Source organism: Pseudomonas batumici (assembly GCF_000820515.1).
GTDB classification, from domain to species: Bacteria; Pseudomonadota; Gammaproteobacteria; order Pseudomonadales; family Pseudomonadaceae; genus Aquipseudomonas; species Aquipseudomonas batumici.
In genome coordinates this window covers 25,337-48,652 of sequence record NZ_JXDG01000061.1, presented here as the reverse complement: position 1 = coordinate 48,652, position 23,316 = coordinate 25,337, and the positions used below count along the sequence as shown (strand labels likewise).

Sequence of the window (23,316 nt, the reverse complement as noted above, 5' to 3'; positions counted from 1 at the left end):
ACTGATGCAGGAGCCTCGAGAACGTCAAACGCTTAGCTACCAAGCCCTGTCCTGCAGGCCTATCCCGGGATTTTGAAGTGACCGCGGGGGCTTCAACGCCGAACGATAATCGAGTAACGTGTGGAACACTCTAGATTAAACGTTTCAGCAAGCGTATTTTTGAGGCATTCGGCCCGTGTCACGGTCCTGCCGAAAGACCGTTTCACACTGTTCGGGCCACCGGCCTAAGCTGGTTCATTCAAAACAATACCTAGCGTCCACCTGACGCTGAATAGGAGAAAGGCATGCTCGAGCTCACCGTAGAGCAGATTTCCATGGGCCAGTCGGCCGTGGACAAGTCTGCGGCCCTGCAACTGCTCGCGAACAATCTGGTGGCCGACGGCCTGGTGGCCGAGGGTTATCTGACGGGCTTGCAGGCTCGCGAAGCCCAGGGCTCGACCTTTCTCGGCCAAGGTATTGCGATTCCCCACGGTACGCCGGAAACCCGCGACCAGGTGTTCGCCACCGGTGTGCGCCTGCTGCAATTTCCCGACGGCGTGGACTGGGGCGACGGTCAGATCGTCTACCTGGCCATCGGCATCGCCGCCCGTTCCGATGAGCACTTGCGCCTGCTGCAACTGCTGACCCGGGCCCTCGGCGAGACCGATCTGGGCCAGGCCCTGCGTCGCGCCAGCTCCGCCGAGGCGCTGCTGAAACTGTTGCAGGGCGCGCCGCAGGAACTGGCGCTGGATGCACAGATGATCGGCCTGGGCGTGGCTGCGGAGGATTTCGAAGAGCTGGTCTGGCGGGGCGCGCGCCTGCTGCGCCAGGCCGATTGCGTCAGCAATGGTTTTGCCGCCGTGCTGCAGCAGGTCGAAGCCTTGCCCCTGGGCGACGGCTTGTGGTGGCTGCACAGTGAGCAGACGGTCAAGCGTCCGGGCCTGGCCTTCGTGACCCCGAACAAACCGCTGCGCTACCTCGGCCAGCCCCTGAACGGCCTGTTCTGCCTGGCCAGTCTCGGCGAGGCCCACCAGGCCCTGCTCGAACGCCTGTGCGCGCTGCTGATCGAAGGGCGTGGCCAGGAGCTCGGCCGCGCCACCAGCAGCCGCGCGGTGCTCGAAGTCCTCGGCGGCGAGCTGCCAGCCGATTGGCCGAGCGCGCGGATTGCCCTGGCCAATGCCCACGGCTTGCACGCCCGGCCGGCGAAAGTCCTGGCGCAATTGGCGAAAAACTTCGAAGGCGATATTCGCGTGCGCATCGTCGACGGTGCCGGCGGCGCGGTGTCGGTGAAGAGCCTGAGCAAGTTGCTCAGCCTCGGCGCACGGCGCGCCCAGGTGCTGGAATTCATCGCTGAGCCGAGCATTGCCGCCGATGCCCTGCCCGCGCTCCTGGCGGCGGTGGAGGAAGGCCTGGGCGAGGAGGTCGAGCCATTGCCGGCGGTCAGTGTCGCCACGCCTGAGCCGGAGGAAGTCCTGGTGCCCCTGCTGGCGCCGAGTGCCGGCAGCCAGCTCCAGGCCATTGCCGCCGCACCGGGAATCGCCGTCGGCCCGGCGCATGTCCAGGTGCTGGAACAGTTCGATTACCCGTTGCGCGGCGAGTCGGCGCTGGTCGAGCGCCAGCGTCTGCAGCAGGCCCTGGATCTGGTGCGCCAGGACATCGACGGCCTGATCCAGCGCAGCAAGGCCAAGGCCATCCGGGAAATTTTCATCACCCATCAGGAAATGCTCGCCGACCCGGAACTGAGTGATGAGGTCGAGGCCCGTCTCAAGCAGGGCGAAAGTGCCGAGGCCGGCTGGATGGCGGTGGTCGAGGCGGCGGCCCGGCAGCAGGAGGCCTTGCACGACGCCTTGCTGGCCGAGCGTGCGGCGGATCTGCGGGATGTCGGTCGGCGCGTGCTGGCGCAACTGTGCGGCGTCGAAACCCTGGCCGAACCCGATCAGCCTTATGTGCTGGTGATGGATGAAGTCGGTCCGTCGGACGTGGCGCGGCTGGATCCGGCGCGGGTCGCGGGGATTCTCACCGCCCGTGGCGGGGCCACGGCCCACAGTGCGATCGTTGCCCGCGCCCTGGGCATTCCGGCGCTGGTCGGTGCCGGCGCGGCGGTGCTGCTGCTGGCACCCGGCACGCCCTTGCTGATCGATGGGCAGCGCGGTCGCCTGCATGTGTCGCCGGATGCCGCGACCTTGCAGCGCGCCCTGCAGGAACGCGATACCCGTGAGCAGCGTCTGCGCGAGGCCTCGGAGCAGCGTCACGAACCGGCGCTGACCCGCGATGGCCACGCGGTCGAGGTCTTCGCCAATATCGGTGAAAGCGCGGGCGTCGCCAGCGCGGTGGAGCAGGGCGCCGAAGGCGTCGGCCTGCTGCGTACCGAACTGATTTTCATGGCCCATCCGCAGGCACCGGACGAGGCGACCCAGGAAGCCGAATACCGTCGCGTGCTCGACGGCCTGGCGGGCCGACCGCTGGTGGTGCGGACCCTCGATGTCGGCGGCGACAAACCGCTGCCGTACTGGCCGATCGCCAAGGAGGAAAACCCTTTCCTCGGTGTGCGCGGCATTCGCCTGACCCTGCAGCGCCCGCAGATCATGGAAGGGCAGCTGCGCGCCTTGCTGCGTGCCGCTGATAACCGCCCTTTGCGGATCATGTTCCCGATGGTCGGCAGCGTCGCCGAATGGCGTCAGGCCCGGGACATGACCGAGCGTCTGCGCCAGGAAATCCCGGTGGCCGACCTGCAACTGGGGATCATGATCGAGGTACCGTCGGCGGCGCTGCTGGCGCCGGTGCTGGCCAAGGAAGTGGACTTCTTCAGCGTCGGCACCAACGACCTGACCCAATACACCCTGGCCATCGACCGTGGTCACCCGACGCTCTCGGCCCAGGCCGATGGCCTGCACCCGGCGGTGCTGCAACTGATCGACATCACCGTGCGCGCGGCCCATGCCCATGGCAAATGGGTCGGCGTGTGCGGCGAACTGGCGGCGGACCCCTTGGCGGTGCCGGTGCTGGTGGGGTTGGGCGTGGATGAGCTGAGCGTCTCGGCCCGCAGCATTCCCGAGGTCAAGGCGCGGGTGCGCGAACTGGGTCTGCCCCAGGCCCAGGCGTTGGCCCAGGCCGCCTTGGCGGTGGGCAGCGGCGATGAAGTGCGCGCGCTCGTGGAGAGCTGGTAATGGCCCGGATTCTGACCCTGACCCTGAACCCGGCGCTGGACCTGACCGTGCAGTTGGCGCGGCTGGAGCCCGGCCAGGTCAACCGCAGCGAAGCCATGCACACCCACGCCGCTGGCAAAGGGGTGAATGTGGCCCAGGTGCTGGCGGACCTCGGGCATCAACTGACCGTCTGCGGTTTTCTCGGCGACAGCAATCCGCAAGCGTTCGAGGCCCTGATGGCGCGTCGCGGCTTTGTCGACGCCTTTGTCCGGGTGCCGGGGGAAACCCGCAGCAATATCAAGCTGGCCGAGCATGACGGACGGATCACCGATCTCAATGGTCCCGGTCCCCTGGTCAGTGAACAGGCGCGGCAAGCCTTGTTGTACAAGCTCGACCTGATCGCCCCGGGGCACGACGCCGTGGTGGTGGCCGGCAGCCTGCCACAAGGGGTGAGCCCCGAGTGGCTGCAGGCGTTGCTGCTGCGCCTGAAAAACCTCGGTCTGAAAGTCGCCCTGGACACCAGTGGCGCGGCATTGCGCGCCGGTCTCGCGGCGACGCCCTGGCTGATCAAGCCCAACGGCGAGGAACTGGCCGAGGCCTTGCAGGTTCCCGCGACCTCGCTGCAGAGCCAGGCCGAAACCGCCGCGCGGCTGCAGGCCCAGGGGATCGAACATGTGGTGATTTCCCATGGTGCCGAGGGGGTCAACTGGTTTTCCGGTGCGCCAGCCTTGCAGGCGCTGCCGCCGAAAGTGCAAGTCGCCAGTACCGTCGGTGCCGGCGATTCGCTGCTGGCCGGCATGCTGCACGGACTGCTCAGCGGTCACGGTGCCGAACAGACCTTGCGCACCGCCACCGCGATTGCTGCCCAGGCGGTGACCCAGATCGGTTTCGGTATCAGCGACAGGGCGCAGTTGGCGCAGCTTGAAAGCGGCGTCCGCGTGCACGCCCTGACAGAACAATAAGAGGAATAGTCATGAAATTAGCCATTGTTACCGCCTGCCCGAACGGCATGGTCACCAGTGTGCTGTGCGCCCGCCTGCTCGATGCGGCGGCCCAGCGCCAGGGGTGGAGCACCAGTGTCGAGGTCCACGACAACCAGCACCCGGAGCGCGAGCTGTCGGCGGCGACGATCGATGCGGCTGAATGGGTGTTGCTGGTCAGCAGCGTGCCGGTGGAGATGTCGCGGTTTGTCGGCAAGCGGGTTTTTCAAAGCACCCCGGCCCAGGCGTTGCAGGATGTCGAGGCGGTCTTGCGTCGGGGCGCCGAAGAGGCCCGGCTGCATGTCGCACCCAAGGCCGTGCCCGAGGTGGCGGCCGAACCGGTTGCGCCGCTCAAGCGCGCACCGCGCCTGGTGGCGGTGACCGCCTGCCCGACCGGCGTGGCCCACACCTTCATGGCCGCCGAAGCCTTGCAGCAGTCGGCCAAGCGTCTGGGCTATGACCTGCAGGTGGAAACCCAGGGCTCGGTCGGCGCCCGCAACCCGCTGAGCGCGGCGGCGATCGCCGAGGCCGATGTGGTGTTGCTGGCGGCGGATATCGAAGTTGCCACCGAGCGTTTCGCCGGCAAGAAGATCTACCGTTGCGGTACCGGTATCGCCTTGAAGCAACCGGACGCGACCCTCGACAAGGCGCTGGCCGAAGGCCGGCCTGAGCAAGTCACGACGGGAAGCGCAGCGGCACCCGCCAAGCAGGAAAAGACCGGTGTCTACAAACACCTGCTGACCGGTGTCTCGTTCATGTTGCCGATGGTGGTGGCGGGCGGCCTGATGATCGCCCTGTCGTTCGTCTTCGGCATCACCGCCTTCAAGGAGCCCGGCACGCTGGCGGCCGCCTTGATGCAGATCGGCGGCGAAAGCGCGTTCAAGTTGATGGTGCCCTTGCTGGCCGGCTACATCGCCTATTCGATTGCCGACCGTCCGGGCCTGGCACCGGGCATGATCGGCGGCCTGCTGGCGAGCACTCTGGGCGCGGGCTTTATCGGCGGGATCATCGCCGGTTTTCTGGCCGGTTACAGCGCCAAGGCGATCAATCGTTATGCGCAGTTGCCCACCAGCCTTGAGGCCCTGAAGCCGATCCTGATCATTCCGTTGCTGGCGAGCCTGTTCACCGGCCTGGTGATGATCTATGTGGTGGGTAAACCGGTCGCGGGGATGCTCGAGGCGCTGACGCATTTCCTCGACAGCATGGGCACCGCCAACGCCATTTTGCTCGGGGTGTTGCTGGGCGGGATGATGTGCGTCGACCTGGGCGGGCCGATCAACAAGGCGGCCTATGCGTTTTCGGTCGGGCTGCTGGCGTCGCAGAGTTATGCACCGATGGCGGCGACCATGGCGGCGGGCATGGTACCGCCGATCGGCCTGGGGATCGCCACGCTGATTGCACGGCACAAGTTTGCCCAGGGTGAGCGGGAGGCGGGCAAGGCGGCGTTCGTGCTGGGGCTGTGCTTTATCTCCGAGGGGGCGATTCCGTTCGCGGCCAAGGATCCGTTGCGGGTGATTCCGGCGAGCATTGCCGGCGGCGCGCTGACGGGTGCCTTGTCGATGTATTTCGGCTGTAAGCTGATGGCGCCCCACGGCGGCCTGTTCGTGATGCTGATCCCGAATGCGATCAACCATGCGCTGCTGTACTTGTTGGCGATTGTCGCCGGCAGTCTGCTGACGGCGCTGGCTTATGCCGTGCTCAAGCGGCCGGAAGTGGTTGAGCTGAGTATCGAACCGGCACGAGCTTGACTGTGTTGTTCCTTGTGGCGAGCGGGCAAGCCTGCTCGCCACAACACGGTGTTCTGATCGAGCCTCAGTACACATCCCGCCGATAACGCCCTTGCTCGATCAATGCCTCGACGGCCTTGGCCCCGAGCAATTCCAGCAACACCCGGTCGACCCCCGCCGCCATCCCCCGCAAGCTGCCACAGATATACAGCGCCGCGCCGGCCGCCAGCCATTTGCGCAGTTCATCCGCCGCGTCACGCAGACGATCCTGGACATAGATTCTCTCCGCCTGGTCGCGGGAAAATGCCAGGTCCAGTCGCGCCAGGTCACCGCTGGCGAGCCAGCCGATCAACTCCTCCGCGCAATGGAAATCGTGGGCGATATTGCGCTCGCCGAACAGCAACCAATTGTCGCGCTGGCCATCGGCAATACGGGCCTTGAGCAAGCTGCGCAAACCCGCCAGGCCCGTACCGTTGCCCAACAGGATCAACGGACAGGGCGCCACCGGCAGATGGAAACCGCTGTTGCGCCGCACCCGCAGGCTGATGCCTGCTCCCGGCGGCGCATGCTCGGTCAGCCACCCGGAACCCACCCCCAGGCTGCCATCGGCATGGCGTTCCTGGCGCACGAGCAGTTCCAGTTGCCCATCGCTTTCAATGGACGCGATGGAGTACTCGCGCGGGCCCAGCGGTATCAGCGCGTCCACCAGTGCCTGGGCATGCAGGCCGAGCAGATGGACCCGATTCTCCGGCAACTGGCGTCCGCCCAGGGCCTGGGCGAGGCTTTCCTGCATGCCGTCGAGTTGCACCGGGCTGTCGGCATCAAGCCCGAGCCCGGCGAGGAAATGTTCCACTGCCAGGGCACTCTGGCGCGGGCGGATTTCCACCAGGTCGCCGGCCTGCCATGGGGTGGGCGTCTCGGGCGTCAGGGCCAGCCGGTAGACGCCGGAACCGGTGCTGCCCGGATTGAGCAGTTCGCGCTGGCGCAAGGTCCAGGTGGCGAAACTCGGTGCCTGCCAGGTCACCGGGGGAGCGCCGCCGGTCAACTGGTTGAGCTGCTGTTGCCAGTAGCGCAGGGCATAGGGACTGCCGTTGTCGACTTCGACCGGGGCGAACAGGAGCGTGCCGCCGCGCTCTTCCAGCCAGTGATGCAGGCGTCGGGCGAAACCGCAGAAGTGCGGGTATTGCCGATCACCGAGCGCCAGCACCGAATAGTTCAGGCTATCGAGGGACAGTGGCCGGCCGAGCACCTTGCGCTCGAACCCGCGGGCGCTGTCCGGCGCTTCGCCGTCGCCAAAGGTGCTGACGACGAACAGCGCATGGGCCGATTCGCGCAGGTCCCGTTCATCGAGGTCGGCGAGAGGCCGGACCCGCACCGGCAAGCCGGCGGCCTGCAACTGGCCGGCGCTCTGCCACGCCAGCTGTTCTGCGAAACCGCTCTGGCTGGCGAAGCCGATCAACCAGGCCGAACGGTCGTCGCGATGCGGTTCCAGCTCCTGGCGGGCCTGCTTCACCTGGCGTTTCTTGCGCCGCCGATCCAGGTACAGCAGCCAGCCGGTGACGAAGAACAGTGGCATGCTCAGGCTGGACAGCGTCAGCAGGATCCGGCCGATGACCCCGAAGTAACTGCCGACGTGCAGCGCGTAAAGGCTGGTCAGCAGCTGCGCCTTGAAGCTTTGGTCGGCGTAGCGCAAATGGTCATGGATGACGCCGGTGAGCGGGTTCAGGTTGATCTGGTTGAGGGCGCGCTCATGGGGCGAATCCTTGAGCAGGTAGTAGACCGTCGCCGGTTGTCCGGCCATGGCCGGCATGCGGATGTTGTAGGCACTGAGGTCGGGGCCCGCGGCGCGTTGGAGGCTGGCCCAGATGGCGTCGTAGTCGGCGCCCGGTGTTGGCCCGCTGGGCGGCGGCGTACGCGGTCCGCCGCGACGTTGTTGCAGTGGCGAGTCGGCCAGCAGTTTGTTCAGGCCGTTGCTGTACCACTCGTAGGACCAGGACAGCCCGGTCAGCGCCGACAGCAGGTAGAGCAGCAGGCACCAGGTGCCGGCGACCGCGTGCAGGTTCCAGTTGAAGGCGCGGCCTTTTTTCGCCCGGTCGAAGGTCAGCCAGGCCCGCCAGTCGAGGGCCTGGCGCGGCCAGCGCAGATAGAGTCCGGAGAGGCAGAAGAACACCAGCATCAGGGTGCACGCGCCGGTGATCTGCCGGCCGCTGTCGCCCATGGCGAGGAAACGGTGCAGCTGCAGCATCAGGCCGAAGAAGTCCTGGCCCTGGGCGTCGCCCTGGTAGTCGGCGGTGTAGGGGTCGAAGTAGCGCATCTGCCCACGGTGCTCGCCGGGCGGGGCTGTGAAGGCGACCCGCGCGGCGCTGTCGCCATGGGGTTCGACCCAGAGCATGGCGACGCGCTTGCCTTCGCGGGCTTCGAGCCTGCGCACCAGTTCGGCCGGGGGCAGCGCCTCGCCGTGCGCCGGCACCTCAAGTTGCAGGACGCTGGGATTGAGCAGGCGCAACAGTTCGTCCTGGAAGGACACCAGGGCACCGGTGATCCCCATGAAGGCCAGCACCAGCCCGGCGGTGATGCCGAACAGCCAGTGCAATTGGAACAGTGTCTTTTTCAACACGGGATCGCCTTGCTCTATCGAAGTGATTCTTACGGCGCGTATTATGCCGTGTGTTTATGAGAATGCGACGAATTCATATTCGGGATATTTTTCGTGTAATGAAAAGCCCCGCTCATGAGCATGAGCGGGGCTTGGGTCAATGTCGGCGCTGACCCTTTAGAAATGGAAGCTGGTAGTGAACAACGCGGTCCGCCCTGGCGCCTGGTTGGCGAAGTGGGCGGCATAGGCCTTGTCGTAATAGGTCTCGTTGGTCAGGTTCTGGACGTTCAACTGCAGGTCGACGTTCCGGGTCAGCTTGTAGCTGGCCATGGCGTCGTAGCGGGTGTAGGCCGGGACATAGACGGTATTGGCACTGTCGCCGTAGACCTGATCGACATAAAAGGCACCACCCCCGACGGTCAACTTCGGCAGCACTTCATAAGTTGTCCACAGGCTGAAGCTGTTCTTCGGCGTGTTGGGCATCTGGTTGCCTTTGGCCGAGCCGGCGCTGATCACACCGTTACGACCGTTGAAGCCCGGGTCCACCAGCTCGCTGTCCAGGTAGCTGTAGCCGGCGAACACTTGCCACTTGTCGGTGATCTTGCCGCTGGCCGACAGTTCGATACCGTCGACACGGGATTCACCGGCGTTCCGATAGATGAGCTGGTCCACCAGGATCCGGGTGTTCTTCTTCTCGGTACGGAAGACCGCAGCGGTCAGGGACAGGCGGTTGTGGAACACATCCCACTTGGTACCCAGCTCATAGTTGACGGTTTCTTCCGGCTTCAGGTCGCTGGTGGAGTTGCCGGCCGACAGCGGGTTGCCGTCGGAGCCTTCGCCCACCAGGGCACCGGGTGGTGTCGCCGAGGTGGCGTAGGACGCATAGACGCTGCCGTTTTCAACCGGCTTCCAGACCAGGCCGGCCTGCCAGTTGAAGAAGTGGCTGTCGTTCTTCAGGTGGGTGGCTGCGGTCTTGGACTGCGTCTCGAAGCTGTCGTAGCGCAGGCCGGCGTTCAACAACCACTTGGGATCGAGTTCGATGGTGTCGAAAACGTACGCGGCACGGGTGTCGGCGTTGGAGTCGGTGAAGGCGTAGTTGCGTACTGCCGTACCGGTCCAGGGATCGTTCGGGTTGGGGTTGGACAGCGAGGTGCAGTACGGCGGTGCCGATCCCACCGGGCATTTCACGGCGCTGTTGTTCGACACGCTGTATCCGCTGTAGCGGCTTTGCTCGCGGCTGAATTCCAGACCCGTGGAATAGTTGTTCTTCAAGCCCAGTGCATGGAACTCGCCGAACAGGTCGGTCTGGTTGGTGGTGGTGGTCGTGGTCCCGACCCGGGTATTGGCCCGGCGCCAGACGTTGCCGTACTGGTTGACGTTGTGCTGGCTGTCGTCCGGCTGGGTGAGGATATAGTCCTGGCCGGTGTTGCCGTGGCGCAGGGTGTTCTTGAGGGTCATCGAGTCGTTCAGGTCGTGCTCGATGGAGAAGGTGCTGATGTCGGCGCGGGTCTTGCGGAAGTCGCGGTCTTTCAGGCCGTAGAAGTTGTTGCTGTTGCCGCCGTCTGTCGGCTTGTCGTGCACATGGGCGGCGTTGCCGGCCTTGGAGCCGTAGCCGTAGGGAATCCCCGAGTCCGGCAGGTCGTCGCTTTGCATATGGTAGTAGCTGAGGTTGACCCGGGTCGGGGTGCCCAGGCCGAAGCTCAGCGACGGCGCCACGCCCCAGCGGTCGTAGTTGACCGCGTCGCGACCGGCGACGTTCTGCTCGTGGTTCATCAGGTTCAGGCGGAAGGCGGCGCTGTCGAGGAACTGGCGGTTCACGTCCAGGGTGTAGCGACGGGTCTGGTCGGAGCCATAGGTGAAGCCGCCATTGGTGAAGTCCTGCTGCTTGGGCTGTTTGCTGACCAGGTTCAGGCTGCCGCCGGCCGAGCCGCGACCGCCGAAGGCCGAGTTCGGGCCCTTGCTGACTTCGATGGATTCGACGTCGAAGATTTCCCGCGATTGCGCGCCGGTGTCGCGTACGCCGTCGACATAGGTGTCGCCCTGGGCATCGAAGCCACGAATGAACGGACGATCGCCTTGCGGATTGCCGCCTTCACCGGCACCGAAGGTGATGCCGGGCACGGTGCGCAGGGCATCCTGCAAGGAGGTGGCGGCAGTGTCCTTGAGCACCTGCTGCGGGACGACGGTCACTGAGCGTGGGGTGTCCGCCAGCGGTGCGGTGTATTTCTGCGAGGAGGCCTTTTCCACCTGGTAGGAAGTCGACTCCTGGTCTTGCCCCGTCACGCTCGTGGCGTCCAACGCAATGCTGTTGCGCTGGCTCTTGCCGTCAGTGTCCTCGGCCGCTTGCGCCATCTGCGCGGCGGACGCGGCGCTGATGGCCACGCCCATCGCCGAGGCGAGCAGACGTGGCGAACTGACTGGAAGATGCGGTTGTTGACGTGACATGTGACGTTCCCTCCCTAGGGTTTCAAGGCGGCGGAATATAGAGCAAACGATTATCTGTATCAAATGAGATACATTGCTATTTGCTCTTGGTTTGCGTTCTTTACACTTTCCCTTTGCGGTTTTTACGTCCTGGTTGGTCTCTGCGGCGGATAGGGTTTTACAGTGACAATAAGAATCAATATCATTGACGCTCTTTCGCTTTCAGGTACCGACCATGCTGCTGCACATTCCCGGCTTGTTCTCCCGTGAAGAGGTGCTGCGCATACGCCAGGCGCTGAAACAGGCCGATTGGGCCGACGGCAAGGTGACGGCCGGCTATCAGTCGGCCAAGGCCAAGCACAACCTGCAACTGCCGGAGGGCCATCCGCTGGCACAGGAAATCGGCGCGGCGCTGCTGGAGCGGCTGTGGAAAAATCCGCAGTTCATGTCAGCGGCGTTACCGCACAAGGTGTTCCCTCCGTTACTGAACTGTTACACGGCCGGTGGCAGTTTCGATTTCCATATCGATAACGCCGTGCGCCAGCCCCGGGGCAATCCGGAGCGGGTACGCACCGACCTGTCGTCCACGCTGTTCTTCAGCGATCCGGATGAATACGAGGGCGGGGAACTGGAGATCCAGGACACCTTCGGCACCCGCCAGGTCAAGTTGCCCGCCGGCGACCTGGTGCTCTATCCGGGCACCAGCCTGCACAAGGTCAACGCGGTGACCCACGGTGCCCGCTATGCCGCGTTCTTCTGGACCCAGAGCCTGGTGCGTGAGGACAGCCAGCGCAGCTTGCTGTTCGAGATGGACGCGGCGATCCAGAGCCTGACCCGCGATGTTCCCGATCATCCGGCGCTGATCCAGCTCACCGGGACCTATCACAACCTGTTGCGCCGCTGGGTCGAGGTGTAGGCCATGGGCTTTCATCTGCGACGCGAGGAAGTCCTCGACGGCGATTCGCTCAAGGCCATGCTCGAAGAGAATCCGGCCCGGGCGGCCCAGGCGGTTTTATTGGCGGCCGGCCAGGGCGTGCTGGAGGCCCAGGCGCTGCTGGGACAGATCCTGCTGGACGGGCAGGGCATCGAGCAGGACCCGGCGCTGGCCTTGCGCTGGTTCCGTATTGCGGCAGATGGCGGTCACCTGATGGCGCGCAATATGCTCGGGCGTTGCCTCGAGCATGGCTGGGGCTGTGAGCCCGACGCCCGGGCGGCGGCGCGGGAATACCGCTTGGCCGCCGACGGCGGGCTGGATTGGGGCTTGTACAACTATGCCAATCTGCTGGCGACCGGGCGTGGGGTCGCCGAGGATCAGGTCGCGGCGCTGGCCTGCTACCGGCACGCCGCCGAACTCGGGCATGCCAAATCGATGAACCTGCTGGGGCGTTATCTGGAGGACGGGCGTTTCTGTCCGGCCGATCTCGTGGCGGCTTGCGAGTGGTATCGGTTGTCGGCCGAGGGCGGCGACTTTCGCGGGCAGTTCAGCTATGCGGCGGTGCTGGCGGACCTGGGGCAGATCGACCAGGCGCGGGGTTGGTTGCGCCAGTCGCTGGCCGGTGGAAACCTGAAGTTCCTGCGGGTCGGCCGCCAGGCCTTGCTGGCGGCGCCGCATCCCGAGATCCGCGCGTTGGCGCTGGACTACCACCAGCGGGCGGCGCTGCTGGGCGATGAAACCGACCAGGCGGCGTTGCAGGCGCTGGTGGCTTGACCCTCAGACGCCGAAAAGTTTTGCAGCCTGTAAATAGAAAAGGCCCGTGAGGATTCACGGGCCTTTCGGGAACAGCACGCGGTATGCCCGCGCGCGTTTCAGCGGTACGGCGTATTACACGTAGAACGATTTCAGCGGCGGGAAGCCATTGAATTCCACGGCGCTGTAGCTGGTGGTGTAGGCGCCGGTGGACAGCCAGTACAGGCGGTCGCCGGCCGCCAGGTTCAGCGGCAGGCCGTACTTGTAGTTTTCGTACATGATGTCGGCGCTGTCGCAGGTCGGACCGGCGATCACCACTTCTTCCACTTCGCCGTTCTTCTCGGTCCAGATCGGGAACTTGATCGACTCGTCGGTGGTTTCGATCAGGCCGGAGAATTTGCCCACGTCGGTGTACACCCAGCGCTCGACGGCGGTACGCGATTTACGCGCCACCAGCACGACTTCGCTGACCAGGATCCCGGCGTTGGCGATCAGCGAACGGCCTGGCTCCAGGATGATTTCCGGCAGGTCGTCGCCGAAGTCTTCCTTGAGGAAACGGATGATTTCCTCGGCGTAGGTTTCCAGGCTGTTGGTACGGGTGATGTAGTTGGCCGGGAAGCCGCCGCCCATGTTGATCAGCTTGAGATGGATGCCGTCTTCTTCCTTCAGGCGTTCGAAGATCACCTTGACCTTGGCGATGGCCGCGTCCCAGACGCTGATATCGCGCTGTTGCGAACCGACGTGGAAGGACACGCCGTAAGGCACCAGGCCGAGGTCGCGCGCGAGGATCAGCAGGTCCATGGCCATGTCGGTCTGGCAGCCGAACTTGCGCGACAGCGGCCAGTCGGCGGTGGTCGAGCCTTCGGTCAGGATACGCACATAGACTTTCGAGCCCGGTGCGGCCTTGGCGATGTTGCGCAGGTCGGCTTCCGAGTCGGTGGCGTACAGGCGCACACCCTTCTCGTAGAAGTAGCGGATGTCCTTGGATTTCTTGATGGTGTTGCCGTAGCTGATGCGATCCGGGCTGACGCCCTGGTTCATCACTTTATCCAGCTCGTAGATCGAGGCGATGTCGAAGCTCGAACCCTTTTCGTTCAACAGGTCGATGATTTCGACGGCCGGGTTGGCCTTGACGGCGTAGTAGACCTTGGCGAATTCGAAGCCTGCACGCAGGTCGTCGTAGGCCTGGGCGATCATCTGGGTGTCGATGACCACGAACGGGGTTTCTTGCTTGTCGGCGAACGCCTTCATTTTCTGAAAGGTTTCGCGCGCGAAATAGTCTTCGACCTGAATCGACATACGGTGGGGCTCCTAGTGGCAAACGTGATCTATCAATGGGTGCAAATGAACGTCCTCCGTATCCCCACTTTGGTTCGCCTACTTCCCAAGGCATGTCGCCGAAAGCAAAAAGGCCATTCGGGTCGCTTGAAAGCTACTGCGCTTGGCCTTGCTGTCTCGTCGTCAGTACTTGAGCCGGATGGATCGTTTCCAGCATGGACGTTCGGCGCGAACTTTAGGACTTGAGGGGCTTGAGATCAACTAAAAATGTCGCGTTTTTGCACGCGTCCGTCGCGCGGCCCGGATCAGTCATTGTGTAACTGACCCGGATGACAGTCTGATGTTCCGTGAAAAACAGTCTTCAGCCATCCGTCAGGAGCTCAACGGTTCGGTTCTGCCATCGACTTAGGCTATAATCGCTGCCCTTTTTTGACTCACATGCCAGGCGATTTCCCATGACCCACCAGGCCGCCGAAGTCGCGAAACGCCGCACTTTCGCCATTATTTCCCACCCCGATGCCGGTAAAACCACCATCACCGAGAAGCTCCTGCTGATGGGCAAGGCGATCGCGGTGGCCGGTACGGTGAAATCCCGTAAGTCCGACCGCCATGCCACTTCCGACTGGATGGAAATGGAAAAGCAACGGGGTATCTCGATCACCACGTCGGTCATGCAGTTCCCGTATCGGGAGCACATGATCAACCTGCTCGACACCCCGGGCCACGAAGACTTCTCCGAAGACACCTACCGCACCCTGACCGCGGTCGACTCGGCGCTGATGGTCCTCGACGGCGGTAAAGGCGTCGAGCCACGGACCATCGCCCTGATGGACGTCTGCCGGCTGCGCGACACGCCGATCGTCAGTTTCATCAACAAGCTGGACCGCGATATCCGCGACCCGATCGAACTGCTCGACGAGATCGAAGCCGTCCTGAAGATCAAGGCCGCGCCGATCACCTGGCCGATCGGCTGCTACCGCGACTTCAAGGGCGTGTACCACCTGGCCGACGACTACATCATCGTCTACACCGCCGGTCACGGGCATGAGCGCACCGAGGTGAAGATCATCGACAAGCTCGACTCGCCGGAGGCCCGTGCGCATCTGGGCGACGAGTACGAGCGTTTCGTTGACCAGTTGGAACTGGTGCAGGGCGCCTGCCATGAATTCGACCAGCAGGAATTCCTCGACGGCCAACTGACCCCGGTGTTCTTCGGTACCGCCCTGGGCAACTTCGGCGTGGACCACGTGCTGGATGCGGTGGTCGATTGGGCTCCGAGGCCACTGGCCCGGGTGGCCAACGAGCGCACCGTGGAGCCGGTGGAAGAGAAGTTCTCCGGCTTCGTGTTCAAGATCCAGGCGAACATGGACCCCAAGCACCGCGACCGGATCGCCTTCATGCGCATCTGTTCGGGCAAGTACGACAAGGGCATGAAGATGCGCCACGTGCGTACCGGCAAGGACGTGCGGATCGGCGACGCGCTGACCTTCTTCTCCTCCGAGCGTGAGCAACTGGAAGAGGCCTATGCCGGCGACATCATCGGCCTGCACAACCATGGCACCATCCAGATCGGCGACACCTTCACCGAAGGCGAGGCCCTGGGCTTCACCGGTATTCCGCACTTTGCTCCGGAGCTGTTCCGTCGCGTGCGTCTGCGTGACCCGCTCAAGTCCAAGCAACTGCGCCAGGGCTTGCAGCAGTTGGCGGAAGAGGGCGCGACCCAGGTGTTCTTCCCCGAGCGCAGCAACGACATCATCCTCGGTGCCGTCGGTGTGCTGCAGTTCGATGTGGTTGCCAGTCGCTTGAAAGAGGAATACAAGGTCGAGTGCTCGTACGAGCCGATCACCGTGTGGTCCGCGCGCTGGATCGATTGCAGCGACAAGAAGAAGCTGGAAGAACTGCGGGCCAAGGCCGCGGAGAACCTCGCGCTGGACGGCGGCGGTCACCTGACCTACCTGGCGCCGACCCGGGTCAACCTGGCGCTGATGGAAGAGCGCTGGCCGGACGTGAAATTCCGCGCGACCCGCGAACATCACTAAATAGAAAGAAGTGATATGAAAAAGGCAAAACATGAGTGTTTTGCCTTTTTTATTAAGCGCTGATTAGTCTGTCAGATGCTCTATGAGTGGCGTGAGTTTGACCTGAAGGTTTTTGTCTTTCGTGAGGGCGAGAAACTTATCTCTTTCAGCTTGAGCGATTTTCTTATATTTTTCGTGGCGCTCTCTATCGAAATTGTCGTCTATGCCAAAATAAGTGCTGAGTATTTCGCTGTAGGTGTTGAAGTCGGCAGAGTTTTTTTCTTTTGATGTCAGATGGTCCAATAACTCCAGATGTTTGCGGATAGCTATACTTTCTTCAGCTTCTATGCAGGTTTTGAGCCGCTGCCTTATTTCTGTTCCAAGCAGGATAACCGCTTCTGATTTTTTGAAAGGGCTAAGGTCGTTTGGCGTGATGGCTGTTTTGGTTTTTTCCTGCAGCAGGCAGTCGTCGGATTTTTTGTGATAGCGGTTCGTGGCTTCTTTGAACTGACTGATCAGCTCTTCTTTTACGCTCAAGTCGTCAGCCTGTGCAACGGTTGAAAGCAGAGCGGCGAAAAGGCAGGTATAGGAGTTAGGCCGCATTTATTATGCACTTCCAGAAATCTGGCTGAAGGATAGAGGAATATATTTCTCCGAGGCCAGTGAAAGCTGTCAGGGGGATTGGATTTGTTGTGTAGGTGTTTTCTTGATTGTTTGAGGTTTGTTTCTATTTTGGATGTACTCGCCGTTCAGCCTCGGTCTCGGAAAGCTTTGCTGCCTAGAAAATTTTTCAGCCATGGTCACGCTGGTCTGTTCGCTGCTATCTTTGCGACAGTATTTTTTGTACAGAGCCTAGGGAGAGAGCTGTGAACTTACGGGTCGAGATAAAAGAAGCGCCTCAAGAAGCCGATTACCAAGCAATTCTGGCACCGTTGAGCGAATACAACCAGGCACATACCGGACGGGTGGGAGTCGAAAAAATTGCGCTCTTAATCCAGGATGAAACGGGCAATAGCCAGGGTGGTTTATACGCCAAAATTTCCGGACAGTGGCTATTCGTTGAGTTGCTTGTTGTGCCTGAGATCGCCCGAGGGCAAGGAATGGGGTCGAAGTTGATGAGCATGGCGGAGACGCTGGCCCGTAAGAAAGGCTGCCAAGGTATTTGGCTGGATACCTTCTCCTTCCAAGCGCCGGATTTTTACCTCCGGCTTGGCTTCAGCATATTCGGCGAACTTAAGGATTATCCGGTCGCCGGACATGACAGGTTTTTTATGCAAAAGCGTTTCGATGTCCTGTCTTCGGACAAATTGTAGTGAAGATGCCCCGCACACAGAAAGATTGCCCAGGGATGGTGGTGTTGAGAAACGCTGTTGAGAAGACCTTTATGCCCTTTGGGTCTAATTATCAGTCTGAATAATTCTATCGCCAACCAGCAGTTTTCATCTGGCCAGTATGGAAAAGTCGGTTCAACCCGACTAGGTTCAGACAAGTTGCGGTTGCCTTCTTGAAGTCGGCTGCAAGGTGCTTGTGACTTATCCACGAGGGACGGAAGCAACGATGAAAATCTTTCAACGCGGCGTGCTGCTGATCAAGGTACTGGTGCTGTTGATGGTGGGGGCTTCAGGTGCCTGGGCCAGTAATACGGTGTCGGATCATGGGGCGGTTTCTGTTTCGAAGGCCCCGACGCATATGCTCTATGCAGCCGATACCAAGCCTGACGACAGCAAGGACGACGGTTCGAGCGACGACAGCAGCGACGAAGACGATACCCAGGGCTGAGGTCCCGCCGTTACAGCGGATCTGTGCAACTCAAATGAAAAAGCCCTTTGCGCCAAGCGAATAGCTCTCTTGGTGCAAAGGGCTGGATTCACCCCTTTCAGCGCTCTCGCTTACACAGGAGAGCGCTTTTTTGTGCCTGTCAGCCGAGGAATTGCTCCGCGTAGTGGCAGGCTACCTGGCGTGTGTCGAGCAGGCGCAAGGCCGGCTCTTCCGTGCTGCAACGCTCGGTGGCGTACGGGCAGCGCTTGTGGAAGGCGCAGCCGGGCGGCGGGTTGAGCGGGTTGGGCAGCTCGCCGGCGATCTTGATCTTCGGCTTCAGCGGATCCGGGTGGATCGCCGGTGTCGCCGAGAGCAGTGCCTGGGTGTAGGGGTGCAGGGGACGGGCATAGATGTCCTCCTTCGGGCCCATTTCCACCGGCCGGCCGAGGTACATCACCAACACCTGGTCGGCGACGTGACGCACCACCGCCAGGTTGTGGGAAATGAACACGTAGGCGGTGTTGAACTGCTGCTGCAGATCCATGAACAGGTTCAGCACCTGCGCCTGGATCGATACGTCCAGCGCCGAGGTCGGTTCGTCCGCCACCAGCACTTTCGGCTGCAGCATCATCGCCCGTGCCAGGGCGATACGCTGGCGCTGGCCGCCGGAGAACATGTGCGGGTAGCGATGATAGTGCTCGGGGCGCAAGCCGACCTGCTTCATCATCGCCTGGACCTTCTCACGGCGTTCGGCGGCGGACAGCTTGGTGTTGATCAGCAGCGGCTCGCCCAACTGGTCGCCGATTTTCTGCCGGGGATTGAGCGACGCGTAGGGGCTCTGGAACACCATCTGCACGTCCTTGCGCAGTTGCTTGCGCTGGGCCTTGTCGGCGCCGGCGACTTCCTGGCCGGCGATTTTCAGCGAGCCGGACGACGGCTCCTCGATCAGCGTCAGGGCCCGGGCCAGGGTGGATTTGCCGCAACCCGATTCGCCCACCACGGCGAGGGTCTTGCCGGCTTCCAGTTCGAACGACACGCCGTTGAGGGCGCGCACCAGCGCATGGCCCTTGAACAGGCCACGGGAGACTTCGTAGTGACGGGTGAGGTCGCGGGCGGTAAGAACGACGGCCATTACGCCACCTCCTGATTCAGCGGGAAGAAGCAACGGGCAAGGCTGTTGGCTTTCGGGTCCAGGGTCGGACGCTGCTGCCGGCACTTCTCCTGCACGTAGGGGCAGCGCGGCGACAGCAGGCAACCCTGGGGTCGGTCATAGCGACCGGGAACGATGCCCGGCAGGGTCGACAGGCGCTCGGCGCCGAGGCTGTGCTCCGGAATCGCCTTGAGCAGGGCTTCGCTGTACGGATGCGCCGGAATATCGAACAGGCCCGGGACCTGGCCGACTTCCACGGCTTGACCGGCGTACATCACGCAGACCCGTCGGGCGGTTTCGGCAACGACCGCGAGGTCGTGGGTGATCAGCACCAGGCCCATGTTCTGCTCCTGTTGCAGGCTGAGCAGCAGGTCCATGATCTGCGCCTGGATGGTCACGTCCAGGGCGGTGGTCGGTTCGTCGGCGATCAGCAGCTTGGGTTCGCCGGCAATCGCCATGGCGATGGCGACGCGCTGGCTCATGCCACCGGACAGTTGGTGCGGGTAGGCGTCCATGCGGCTGGCGGCACCCGGGATCTCGACCTTTTCCAGCAGTTCGATGGCGCGCTTGCGGGCGGCCTTGGCGGACATCTTCAGGTGCAGGCGCAGCACTTCCTCGATCTGGAAACCCACGGTGTAGCTGGGGTTCAGCGCGGTCATGGGGTCCTGGAAGACCATCGCCAGGTCCTTGCCGACCACCTGCCGACGCTGGCGGGGGCTGAGCGTGAGCATGTCCTTGCCGTCGAAGCGCAGGGCGTCGGCGGTGACGATGCCGGGGCGCTCGATCAGGCCCATCAGCGCCATCATGGTCACGGATTTACCCGAACCCGACTCGCCGACGATGGCCAGGACTTCGCCCTTGTCCACGCTCAGGTCGAGGCCGTCGACCACCGGAACGGCGGTCTGGTCGCCGAAGCGAACGTTGAGATTCTTGATTTCTAGCAGTGACATGGGAATCTCCTCAGGCGGCGTTCTTGAGTTTCGGGTCCAGCGCATCGCGCAGGCCGTCGCCCATCAGGTTGATTGCCAGCACGCTGAGCAAAATGGTCAGGCCGGGCAGGCTGACGACCCACCAGGCGCGTTCGATGTAGTCGCGGGCCGAGGCCAGCATGGTGCCCCACTCCGGGGTGGGCGGCTGGACGCCGAGGCCGAGGAAGCCCAGGGCGGCAGCATCGAGGATCGCCGAGGAGAAGCTCAGGCTGGCCTGGACGATCAGCGGTGCCATGCAGTTGGGCAGCACGGTGATGAACATCAGGCGCGGCAGGCCGGCGCCGGCCAGGCGCGCGGCGGTCACGTAGTCGCGGTTCAGTTCGCCCATCACCGCGGCGCGGGTCAGGCGCACGTAGGACGGCAGCGAGACGATGGCGATGGCGATCACGGTGTTGATCAGGCCTGGGCCGAGGATGGCGACGATCGCCACGGCCAGCAGCAGCGAGGGCAGGGCCAGCATGATGTCCATCAGGCGCATGATGGTCGGACCGAGGACGCGCGGGAAGAAACCGGCCAGCAGGCCCAGCAGGATGCCCGGGATCAGCGACATCACCACCGAAGACAGGCCGATCAGCAGCGACAGGCGCGAGCCGTGGATCAGCCGCGAGAGCAGGTCACGGCCGAGTTCGTCGGTGCCCAGCAGGAACTGGGCGTGGCCGCCTGTAAGCCACGATGGCGGGGTGAGCAGGGCCTCGCGGAACTGCTCGCTCGGGTCGTGCGGAGCGACCCAGGGCGCGAAGATCGCGCAGAACACCACCAGCAGCATGAACAGCAGGCCGGCGACGGCGCCCTTGTTCTTGGCGAAGTGCTGCCAGAATTCCTTGTACGGAGAGGGGTACAGCAGGCTTTGATCGACAACGGTCGAGGCGATAGTAGTACTCATGATCTTGATCTCAGCGCTGGTGACGGATGCGTGGATTGACGAGGCCGTAGAGGATGTCCACGACGAAATTGACCACAATCACCAGGCAGGCGATTAACAGGATGCCGTTTTGCACGACCGGATAGTCCCGGGCGCCGATGGCTTCGATCAGCCATTTGCCGATGCCGGGCCAGGAAAAGATGGTTTCGGTGAGCACGGCGCCGGCCAGCAGGGTGCCGACTTGCAGGCCGACCACGGTCAGCACCGGGATCAGCGCGTTGCGCAGGCCATGCACGAACACCACGCGGGCCGGCGACAGGCCCTTGGCCCGGGCGGTGCGGATGTAGTCTTCACGCAGGACTTCGAGCATCGAGGAGCGGGTCATCCGGGCGATCACCGCCAGCGGGATGGTGCCCAGCACGATGGCCGGCAGGATCAGGTGGTGCAACGCATCCCAGAACGCATCGGTCTGGCCGCTGAGCAGGGTGTCGATGAGCATGAAGCCGGTTCTCGGCTCGATGTCGTAGAGCAGGTCGACACGTCCGGACACCGGGGTCCAGCCCAGGCTCACGGAGAAGAACATGATGAGGATCAGGCCCCACCAGAAGATCGGCATCGAATAGCCGGCCAGGGAGACTCCCATCACGCCATGGTCGAACAGCGACCCTCGCTTGAGGGCGGCGATCACCCCGGCCAGCAGTCCGAAGACGCCGGCGAACAGCAGGGCGGCGCTGGACAGCTCCAGGGTGGCGGGGAACAGCGTGGTGAACTCGGTCCACACGCCGGTACGGGTACGCAGGGACTCGCCGAGGTCGCCGTGGGCGAGCTTGCCGACGTAGTCGATATATTGGGCATAAAGCGGCTTGTTAAGACCGAGGCGTTCCATCGCCTGGGCATGCATTTCCGGGTCGACCCGGCGCTCGCCCATCATGACTTCCACGGGATCGCCCGGGATCATGCGAATCAACGCGAAAGTCAGCAACGTGATGCCGAAAAACGTGGGGATCAATAACCCCAGTCGGCGGGCAATAAAACTAAACATCGTGTGGTGTACCTCATCAGCCGGTTAGGCGTGTCCATCAGTGCCCGGGGTCGGGCACCGACGAACGTTTGTTGTTCTACTTCACCTGGGTGGTGGCGAAGTTGTTCAGGGATAGCGGGCTCATGTGGTAGCCCTCTACGTTCTTGCGCATTGCGGTAAACATCTTGGGATGAGCATGGTCCACCCACAGCACCTGGTTGTGCAGGATCGCCAGGGCCCGCTCATAGAGTGCGGCACGTTCGGCCGGGTCAGTCTTGGCGCGCGCCTGATCGATCAGCGCCTGGAACTGCGGATTGCACCAGCGACTGTAGTTTTCGCCGTTTTTCGCCGCTTCGCAACTCAATAGCGGGCTCAGGAAGTTATCCGGGTCGCCGTTGTCACCGGCCCAGCCGGCGGAGACCATGTCGTGTTCACCCTTTTTCGCCCGCTTGAGCATTTCGGCCCACTCCATGACGCGGATATCGAGCTTGAGGCCGATCTTGGCCAGGTCGGCCTGCATCAGTTGGGCGCCGAGTTGCGGGTTCGGGTTGGTCGGGCCGCCGCCGTTGCGGGTGTAGAGGGTGATGACCGTGCCTTCGGGGACGCCGGCTTCCTTGAGCAGGGCGCGGGCCTTGTCCAGGTCCTGGGCCGGGTTCTTCAGCTGGGTGTTGTAGCCCAGCAGGGTCGAAGGGTAGGGATTGACCGCAGGGATGGCATTGCCCTTGCCGTACAGGGTGTCGACGTAGTTCTGCTTGTTCAGGGCCAGTTCGATGGCCTGGCGTACCCGGACATCGCTCAGGTACTTGTGCTCGGTGTTGATCGCGACATAGCCGGTGGACAGGGCCGCCAGTTCATCGATCTTCAGGTTCGGATCGGTCTTGATGTTCGGCACATCGTCTGGCTTGGGGTACAGCGCGACCTGGCACTCGTTGGCCTTGAGTTTCTGCAAGCGGGTGTTGTTGTCGACAGTGATGGCCAGCACCAGGGTGTCCGCCGGCGGCTTGCCACGGAAATACTCCGGGTTGGCCTTGAAGCGGACCTGGGCGTCCTTGGCATAACGCTGGAAGATGAACGGGCCGGTACCGACCGGCTTGCTGTTGAGCTCGTCGAGCTTGCCGGCCTTGAGCAACTGGTCGGCGTATTCGGCCGAGTGGATCGAGGTGAAGGCCATGGCCAGGTCGGGCAGGAACGGCGCTTCAGGCCGATTGAGGGTGAAGCGCACGGTCATGTCGTCGACTTTGTCGACGCTTTTGAGCAGGTTCTGGAAGTCCATGCTCTCGAAATAGGGGAAACCGACGGTGGATGCCTTGTGCCAAGGGTGGTTGGGGTCCAGTTGCCGTTGGAAGCTCCAGACCACGTCATCGGCATTCAGCTCGCGAGTCGGCTTGAAGTAGTCGGTGGTGTGGAACTTGACGCCTTTTCTCAGGTGAAAGGTGTATTGCAGGCCATCGGGGCTGACTTCCCAGCTTTCGGCCAGGGCCGGCTGGATCTCGGTGGTGCCGGGCTTGAAGTCCACCAGACGGTTGAACATGGTTTCGGCCGCGGCGTCGGCGGTGACGGCGGTGGTGTAGAGCACCGGGTCGAAACCTTCCGGGCTGGCTTCGGTACAAACCACCAGCGGCTTGGCCGAAACGCCGATCGCCACGCTGAACACGGCTGCCGCGATGGCGGCACGCAGGGGAAGCTTCTTCATGTAACCCT

Annotated in this window: 17 protein-coding genes; 8 read left to right on the top strand and 9 right to left on the bottom strand. The window is 63.0% G+C overall.

The features are described 5' to 3' along the window. Nucleotides 1–284: 284 nt before the first annotated feature. The 3 genes from ptsP to UCMB321_RS23295 are packed head-to-tail and all read left to right on the top strand — an operon-like array spanning nt 285 to nt 5,853. Nucleotides 285–3,146, top strand: a complete 2,862-nt coding sequence (gene ptsP, locus UCMB321_RS23305) for a phosphoenolpyruvate--protein phosphotransferase (protein WP_040071017.1) — start codon at nt 285–287, stop codon at nt 3,144–3,146. Beyond that, complete coding sequence (gene pfkB / locus UCMB321_RS23300; protein ID WP_040071015.1) at nt 3,146–4,087, top strand: 1-phosphofructokinase; 942 nt, start codon at nt 3,146–3,148, stop codon at nt 4,085–4,087. Before ptsP ends, pfkB begins: the two co-directional genes overlap by 1 nt. Before the next feature lie 11 nt (nt 4,088–4,098). Next, on the top strand, nt 4,099–5,853 hold the full coding sequence (locus UCMB321_RS23295) for a PTS fructose-like transporter subunit IIB (protein ID WP_040071013.1): 1,755 nt from the start codon (nt 4,099–4,101) through the stop codon (nt 5,851–5,853). A 64-nt stretch (nt 5,854–5,917) separates the two neighbouring features. Here the strand turns inward: UCMB321_RS23295 and UCMB321_RS23290 are convergent, their stop codons facing one another. Continuing rightward, on the bottom strand, nt 5,918–8,449 hold the full coding sequence (locus tag UCMB321_RS23290; RefSeq protein WP_040071011.1) for a PepSY domain-containing protein: 2,532 nt from the start codon (nt 8,447–8,449) through the stop codon (nt 5,918–5,920). 156 nt (nt 8,450–8,605) lie between these two features. After that, nucleotides 8,606–10,873, bottom strand: coding sequence for a TonB-dependent receptor (locus UCMB321_RS23285; protein WP_040071009.1), 2,268 nt, complete (start codon nt 10,871–10,873; stop codon nt 8,606–8,608). A 214-nt stretch (nt 10,874–11,087) separates the two neighbouring features. Here UCMB321_RS23285 and UCMB321_RS23280 point away from each other — a divergent pair, with 214 nt between their 5' ends. Together UCMB321_RS23280 and UCMB321_RS23275 are read left to right on the top strand one after the other, a co-directional pair. Then, entirely contained in the window at nt 11,088–11,768 is a 681-nt protein-coding gene (locus UCMB321_RS23280; RefSeq protein ID WP_040071008.1) for a Fe2+-dependent dioxygenase, read from the top strand. Nucleotides 11,769–11,771: 3 nt separating this feature from the next. Continuing rightward, on the top strand, nt 11,772–12,560 hold the full coding sequence (locus UCMB321_RS23275) for a tetratricopeptide repeat protein (protein ID WP_040071007.1): 789 nt from the start codon (nt 11,772–11,774) through the stop codon (nt 12,558–12,560). Nucleotides 12,561–12,674: 114 nt separating this feature from the next. Here UCMB321_RS23275 and UCMB321_RS23270 read toward each other — a convergent pair whose 3' ends face one another. Then, nucleotides 12,675–13,838 carry a type III PLP-dependent enzyme gene (locus UCMB321_RS23270; protein ID WP_040071005.1) on the bottom strand — a complete coding sequence of 388 codons (1,164 nt, stop codon included), beginning with the start codon at nt 13,836–13,838 and terminating at the stop codon, nt 12,675–12,677. A 434-nt stretch (nt 13,839–14,272) separates the two neighbouring features. Between UCMB321_RS23270 and UCMB321_RS23265 the strand changes: the two genes are divergently transcribed. Continuing rightward, entirely contained in the window at nt 14,273–15,856 is a 1,584-nt protein-coding gene (locus UCMB321_RS23265; protein WP_040071004.1) for a peptide chain release factor 3, read from the top strand. A gap of 63 nt (nt 15,857–15,919) precedes the next feature. On the opposite strand, the gene UCMB321_RS23260 is transcribed toward UCMB321_RS23265, so the two are convergent. Continuing rightward, on the bottom strand, nt 15,920–16,438 hold the full coding sequence (locus tag UCMB321_RS23260; protein ID WP_040071002.1) for a hypothetical protein: 519 nt from the start codon (nt 16,436–16,438) through the stop codon (nt 15,920–15,922). Nucleotides 16,439–16,701: 263 nt separating this feature from the next. Between UCMB321_RS23260 and UCMB321_RS23255 the strand changes: the two genes are divergently transcribed. Together UCMB321_RS23255 and UCMB321_RS23250 are read left to right on the top strand one after the other, a co-directional pair. Beyond that, entirely contained in the window at nt 16,702–17,148 is a 447-nt protein-coding gene (locus UCMB321_RS23255; protein WP_040071001.1) for a GNAT family N-acetyltransferase, read from the top strand. Between the two features lie 244 nt (nt 17,149–17,392). Continuing rightward, a complete protein-coding gene (locus tag UCMB321_RS23250; protein ID WP_040070999.1) occupies nt 17,393–17,614 on the top strand; it encodes a hypothetical protein in 222 nt (73 codons plus the stop codon). Nucleotides 17,615–17,753: 139 nt separating this feature from the next. On the opposite strand, the gene UCMB321_RS23245 is transcribed toward UCMB321_RS23250, so the two are convergent. The 5 genes from UCMB321_RS23245 to UCMB321_RS23225 form a co-directional block, all read right to left on the bottom strand. Next, nucleotides 17,754–18,725 (bottom strand): peptide ABC transporter ATP-binding protein, encoded by a 972-nt coding sequence (locus UCMB321_RS23245; RefSeq protein WP_040070997.1) that lies wholly within the window; start codon nt 18,723–18,725, stop codon nt 17,754–17,756. Beyond that, nucleotides 18,725–19,693, bottom strand: a complete 969-nt coding sequence (locus UCMB321_RS23240; RefSeq protein WP_040070995.1) for an ABC transporter ATP-binding protein — start codon at nt 19,691–19,693, stop codon at nt 18,725–18,727. Before UCMB321_RS23240 ends, UCMB321_RS23245 begins: the two co-directional genes overlap by 1 nt. Nucleotides 19,694–19,703: 10 nt before the next feature. Next, nucleotides 19,704–20,615, bottom strand: coding sequence for an ABC transporter permease subunit (locus tag UCMB321_RS23235; RefSeq protein ID WP_040070994.1), 912 nt, complete (start codon nt 20,613–20,615; stop codon nt 19,704–19,706). 10 nt (nt 20,616–20,625) lie between these two features. Continuing rightward, complete coding sequence (locus tag UCMB321_RS23230) at nt 20,626–21,636, bottom strand: ABC transporter permease subunit (protein ID WP_040070993.1); 1,011 nt, start codon at nt 21,634–21,636, stop codon at nt 20,626–20,628. A 76-nt stretch (nt 21,637–21,712) separates the two neighbouring features. Continuing rightward, nucleotides 21,713–23,308 carry an ABC transporter substrate-binding protein gene (locus UCMB321_RS23225; RefSeq protein ID WP_040070991.1) on the bottom strand — a complete coding sequence of 532 codons (1,596 nt, stop codon included), beginning with the start codon at nt 23,306–23,308 and terminating at the stop codon, nt 21,713–21,715. Nucleotides 23,309–23,316: the final 8 nt, after the last annotated feature.

Excerpts from the sequence above, each read along its gene's own strand:
- UCMB321_RS23260 (WP_040071002.1), bottom strand. The coding sequence starts at position 16,438 with ATGCGGCCTAACTCCTATACCTGCCTTTTCGCCGCTCTGCTTTCAACC.
- ptsP (WP_040071017.1), top strand. The coding sequence starts at position 285 with ATGCTCGAGCTCACCGTAGAGCAGATTTCCATGGGCCAGTCGGCCGTG.
- UCMB321_RS23295 (WP_040071013.1), top strand. The coding sequence starts at position 4,099 with ATGAAATTAGCCATTGTTACCGCCTGCCCGAACGGCATGGTCACCAGT.
- UCMB321_RS23265 (WP_040071004.1), top strand. The coding sequence starts at position 14,273 with ATGACCCACCAGGCCGCCGAAGTCGCGAAACGCCGCACTTTCGCCATT.
- UCMB321_RS23230 (WP_040070993.1), bottom strand. The coding sequence starts at position 21,636 with ATGTTTAGTTTTATTGCCCGCCGACTGGGGTTATTGATCCCCACGTTT.
- pfkB (WP_040071015.1), top strand. The coding sequence starts at position 3,146 with ATGGCCCGGATTCTGACCCTGACCCTGAACCCGGCGCTGGACCTGACC.
- UCMB321_RS23235 (WP_040070994.1), bottom strand. The coding sequence starts at position 20,615 with ATGAGTACTACTATCGCCTCGACCGTTGTCGATCAAAGCCTGCTGTAC.
- UCMB321_RS23280 (WP_040071008.1), top strand. The coding sequence starts at position 11,088 with ATGCTGCTGCACATTCCCGGCTTGTTCTCCCGTGAAGAGGTGCTGCGC.
- UCMB321_RS23275 (WP_040071007.1), top strand. The coding sequence starts at position 11,772 with ATGGGCTTTCATCTGCGACGCGAGGAAGTCCTCGACGGCGATTCGCTC.
- UCMB321_RS23225 (WP_040070991.1), bottom strand. The coding sequence starts at position 23,308 with ATGAAGAAGCTTCCCCTGCGTGCCGCCATCGCGGCAGCCGTGTTCAGC.
- UCMB321_RS23250 (WP_040070999.1), top strand. The coding sequence starts at position 17,393 with ATGAAAATCTTTCAACGCGGCGTGCTGCTGATCAAGGTACTGGTGCTG.
- UCMB321_RS23245 (WP_040070997.1), bottom strand. The coding sequence starts at position 18,725 with ATGGCCGTCGTTCTTACCGCCCGCGACCTCACCCGTCACTACGAAGTC.
- UCMB321_RS23240 (WP_040070995.1), bottom strand. The coding sequence starts at position 19,693 with ATGTCACTGCTAGAAATCAAGAATCTCAACGTTCGCTTCGGCGACCAG.
- UCMB321_RS23285 (WP_040071009.1), bottom strand. The coding sequence starts at position 10,873 with ATGTCACGTCAACAACCGCATCTTCCAGTCAGTTCGCCACGTCTGCTC.
- UCMB321_RS23270 (WP_040071005.1), bottom strand. The coding sequence starts at position 13,838 with ATGTCGATTCAGGTCGAAGACTATTTCGCGCGCGAAACCTTTCAGAAA.